This window comes from Romboutsia sp. 13368 (assembly GCF_018336475.1).
GTDB lineage: Bacteria > Bacillota > Clostridia > Peptostreptococcales > Peptostreptococcaceae > Romboutsia.
The window spans coordinates 2,219,512-2,223,727 of record NZ_CP048741.1; the positions used below are offsets into that span (position 1 = coordinate 2,219,512).

Genomic DNA, 4,216 nt, shown 5'->3' on the forward strand with positions numbered 1-4,216 from the left:
TTTAAAAGTTGCTATATAAAAAATAAAAAACTCTTAGACTAAACTTACGTCCTAAGGATTTTTGATTATTTCTTTATAAGTTTTACGATAGTTTCAACATGAGGTGTATTTGGGAACATATCCATACATTTTACTTTTTCTAATTCATATCCGTACTTTTTAAATTCAACTAAGTCAAGAACTAAAGTTTTAGGGTTACAAGATATATAAACTATTTCTTTCGCACCAAAGTTAGATATATCTCTTACTGCATCTTTGTGTACTCCTGGTCTTGGTGGGTCTACTATTATTAAGTCTGGCTTATCTTTTAAATTTTTAACAGTTTTTGCAACATCTCCTGCAACAAACTCACAGTTAGTTAATCCATTTAACTTAGCATTTTCATTTGCAGCAACTACAGCTTCCTCTATTATTTCTATACCATAAACTTTTTTAGCTGCCTTTGCCATAACTTGACCTATTGTTCCTGTTCCACTATATAAGTCAAATACTACTTTATCATTGTGGTCTCCTACAAATTCTCTAGCTATAGTATAAAGCTCCTCTGCTCCTTTAGTATTAGTTTGGAAGAATGAGAATGGAGAAACTTTAAATCTTAGTCCTAAGACTTCTTCATGGATGTAATCTCTTCCATATAATACTCTTAGTTCATCACAATTTACTGCATCTGCTAGTCCATCATTTATAGTGTGTAATACACTTACTAGTTCAGCTTCAGTATTTAAGCTTAATAATAACTCTTTATATTCGTTCATATCAAAGTCAATTTGAGAAGATGTTACTATATTTACCATAAGTTCATTAGTATTTATACCTTTTCTAACTACAAGGTTTCTTAAATATCCTTTATGATTTACAGTTCTATAGTAAGGAAGTTCTTTTTCATTAAAGAATTCTACTGTTGAAGTTAATACTTTTATAAAATCTTGGTCAACTAAAAAACAACCATCAACTGTCATTATATCTATATGTCTTCCTTTTTTATGAAGACCTAATGTTAATGGTCCATCTTTCATTTCATCTCCGAAAGTATACTCCATTTTATTTCTGTATAATTTATTTTGAGGGCTTCCTTGTATTCCTAAGAATTTAAAACCAAATAAGTCTTGTTGTAAGAATAAATCCATAACTTGTCTTTCTTTGATTTCTAATTGCTTTTCATAAGGAACAGATAATATAGTACATCCTCCACATTCATTAAAATGCTTACAAGGAGTTTCTGTTTCTATTGGTGAATTTTCTAATAACTCTAACATCTTAACGTCTGCTTTTCCACTTTTCGTTCTTTTTACAGCAGCCTTAACTTTTTGCCCAGTTATTCCACCCTTCATATATATATCTCTGTTTCCATATTTACTTACAGATGTTCCACCAAACTCCATTTTGTCTACTTCAAATTCTATAACGTCTCTTCTTTTCACTAATGTTACCTCCGCTCGTTTTTATATTATGAAATTATCTTTCTTCTATTAATTTAACTTCTTCTTCAGTTAGTTCTCTATAAGCTCCTAACTCTAAGCTTTGATCTAATTTTAATTTTCCCATAGAAAGTCTTTTTAAGTATACTACTTTTTTACCTACACTCTCAAACATTCTTTTTACTTGGTGGAATTTTCCTTCATGAATTGTAAGTTCTATTTCCGACATATCATCACTTTTTAATATTTTTAATTGTGATGGCATAGTTTCGTATCCATCATCAAGTACTACACCTTTTTCAAATGCAAGTATATCTTCTTCTGTTACTCTACCTTGTATTTTTGCATAGTAAGTTTTTGGTACATGCTTTTTAGGAGATAATACTCTATGGGCAAGTTGTCCATCATTAGTAAGAACTAATAGACCTTCTGTATCTTTATCTAATCTTCCTACTGGAAATGGTTCAAACACTAAATACGATTGGTCTATCAAATCTAATACTATAGGGTCATGTTTATCAAATGTAGCAGATATGTATCCATCTGGCTTATTTAACATTATATAAACAAATTCTCTATATACTATTTTTTCTCCATTAAACATAACTTCATCATTTTCAGAATCAACTTGTACACCTGGATTATTTATAACTTTACCATTTACAGATATTAGCCCTTGTTTACAATATTTTTTTAACTCCGCTCTACTTGCTACACCTACATTAGAAAGTAATTTATCTACACGCATTTTTTTTCCCATTAAAAATGTTCTCCATTCTCATAGTATTTTTCTTTTTCGAAAACTGTAAATGCTAAATCCATACTTTCTATATTTAAACTTTCTCTTATATTATTTGTTATTATTTTTGCAACAGTATCTTGTACTTCTTGGCCTCTATCAAACCAAGCTACTTCTACAAAAGGATATACATCTGCTATTTTTCCATTTCTTATAGCTACAGACTTTATGCATTCTATTTCAAAGTAGTCTCTTGGGCATTTTACTGCGTCTACTAATTCATCTATCATTTTTTCACTTATTTCACATATTTGATTTTCATTTATTCCTCTTATCTTTATTTGTGGCATAACATATTTCCTTTCTATATAAAAAATTATTATTCACTCTTATTTAAGTATTATTATACTTTTTATTTCAAGTTATTACAATTTACTATGTACTTTTTTTCCATAAACGTTATAATAATATTGATGGGTAGATTTTACAATTTAGTATTTTATAAAGTCAAATTTAAATTGTGAAGAATTTAAAATCAATTTAATTATGGAGGTTTTTACTATGCTAGTTTCTGCAAAAGAAATGTTAAATAAGGCTAGAGAAGGTAAATATGCAGTAGGTCAATTTAATATCAATAATTTAGAATGGACTAAGGCTGTTTTATTAACTGCTCAAGAAAACAATTCACCTGTTATATTAGGTGTTTCTGAAGGCGCTGGTAAATATATGGGGGGATATAAAACTATAGTTGGTATGGTTAATGGAATGCTTGAAGAATTAAATATAACTGTTCCAGTTGCATTACATTTAGATCATGGTAGTTATGAAGGCGCTTTAAAAGTAATAGAAGCAGGATTCTCTTCTGTTATGTTTGATGGTTCTCACTACTCAATAGAAGAAAATATAGCAAAAACTAAAGAAGTAGTTGAAATAGCACATGCTAAAGGAATTTCTGTAGAAGCAGAAGTTGGTTCTATAGGTGGGGAAGAAGATGGTGTTGTTGGTGCGGGTGAAGTCGCAGACCCAGCTGAATGCAAATTAATAGCTGACTTAGGTGTTGATATGTTAGCTGCTGGTATAGGTAATATACATGGAAAATATCCTGAAAACTGGACAGGATTAAACTTTGATGCTTTAGAAGCTATAAACAATGCTACTGGAGATATGCCATTAGTTTTACATGGTGGAACTGGTATACCTGCTGATATGATACAAAAAGCTATATCTTTAGGTGTATCTAAAATAAATGTTAATACTGAGTGCCAATTATCATTTGCTGCTGCTACTCGTAAGTACATAGAAGAAGGAAAAGACTTACAAGGTAAAGGATTTGACCCTCGTAAGATTTTAGCTCCCGGATTTGAAGCTATAAAAACAACTGTTAAAGAAAAAATGGAGTTATTTGGTTCTATAAATAAAGCTTAATTATATATATTTTGTCTTTATAAATAAAKYTTAAWTATATATATTTTTTCTTTATAAATAAATTTTAAATTTATATTAATTAAAATAAAAAGGTAGAGTTTTATGATTAAATCATAAAACTCTACCTTTTTTTATTTTTAACTATAAAATTTTGATGCACCAGATAATTGTCTTTTACCTATTAACTTAGATAAATTTGTAAGAGATGCTATCTTAATATCTTTAAAACTTATAAGAAATACAAATTTAAAGTCAGTAAATGTTTCATCGATATTATATATATCAAAATAACATCTTACATTATCTAATATATATTTTTCTTGTATTTCTTCTTCTATTTCATCTGTAGCATCCTTTAAATATGCTCTTATATCTTCAAATAAAACGTCAAAATAAGAATCATCTATATTTTGTCCCATCTCTTCTTTTATTTCTTCTATATCATCTAAATTAAATATTTCTTTTGATAATTGACAATCATACACCATTATTCTTTCTTGGTTTATTGTTGCTGAAATATCTTGTACATACTCAAAGTCAGGACGCGATTCTAAAATATCTTTTACTTCACTACTTTTTACATTWATTTTTCCTTTTTTATTTTTTAAATTTAGTTCTATCATTTGATTGCCTC

The 4,216-nt window shown here is 28.5% G+C and carries 5 protein-coding genes; 1 reads left to right on the forward strand and 4 read right to left on the reverse strand.

The features are described 5' to 3' along the window. Positions 1-65: 65 nt before the first annotated feature. Genes rlmD through G3997_RS09285 form a run of 3 tightly spaced genes read right to left on the reverse strand, consistent with a single transcriptional unit; the run spans position 66 to position 2,507 of the window. Positions 66-1,421: a 23S rRNA (uracil(1939)-C(5))-methyltransferase RlmD gene (rlmD, locus tag G3997_RS09275; protein WP_296645496.1), complete on the reverse strand. Its 1,356-nt coding sequence runs from the start codon at positions 1,419-1,421 to the stop codon at positions 66-68. Between the two features lie 34 nt (positions 1,422-1,455). Beyond that, a complete protein-coding gene (locus tag G3997_RS09280) occupies positions 1,456-2,178 on the reverse strand; it encodes a pseudouridine synthase (RefSeq protein ID WP_296645497.1) in 723 nt (240 codons plus the stop codon). Next, entirely contained in the window at positions 2,178-2,507 is a 330-nt protein-coding gene (locus G3997_RS09285; protein WP_296645498.1) for a DUF1904 domain-containing protein, read from the reverse strand. Before G3997_RS09285 ends, G3997_RS09280 begins: the two co-directional genes overlap by 1 nt. 211 nt (positions 2,508-2,718) lie before the next feature. Between G3997_RS09285 and fba the strand changes: the two genes are divergently transcribed. Further along, on the forward strand, positions 2,719-3,582 hold the full coding sequence (gene fba / locus G3997_RS09290) for a class II fructose-1,6-bisphosphate aldolase (protein ID WP_296645499.1): 864 nt from the start codon (positions 2,719-2,721) through the stop codon (positions 3,580-3,582). Positions 3,583-3,719: 137 nt separating this feature from the next. Here the strand turns inward: fba and G3997_RS09295 are convergent, their stop codons facing one another. Then, complete coding sequence (locus tag G3997_RS09295; protein ID WP_296645500.1) at positions 3,720-4,205, reverse strand: hypothetical protein; 486 nt, start codon at positions 4,203-4,205, stop codon at positions 3,720-3,722. Positions 4,206-4,216: the final 11 nt, after the last annotated feature.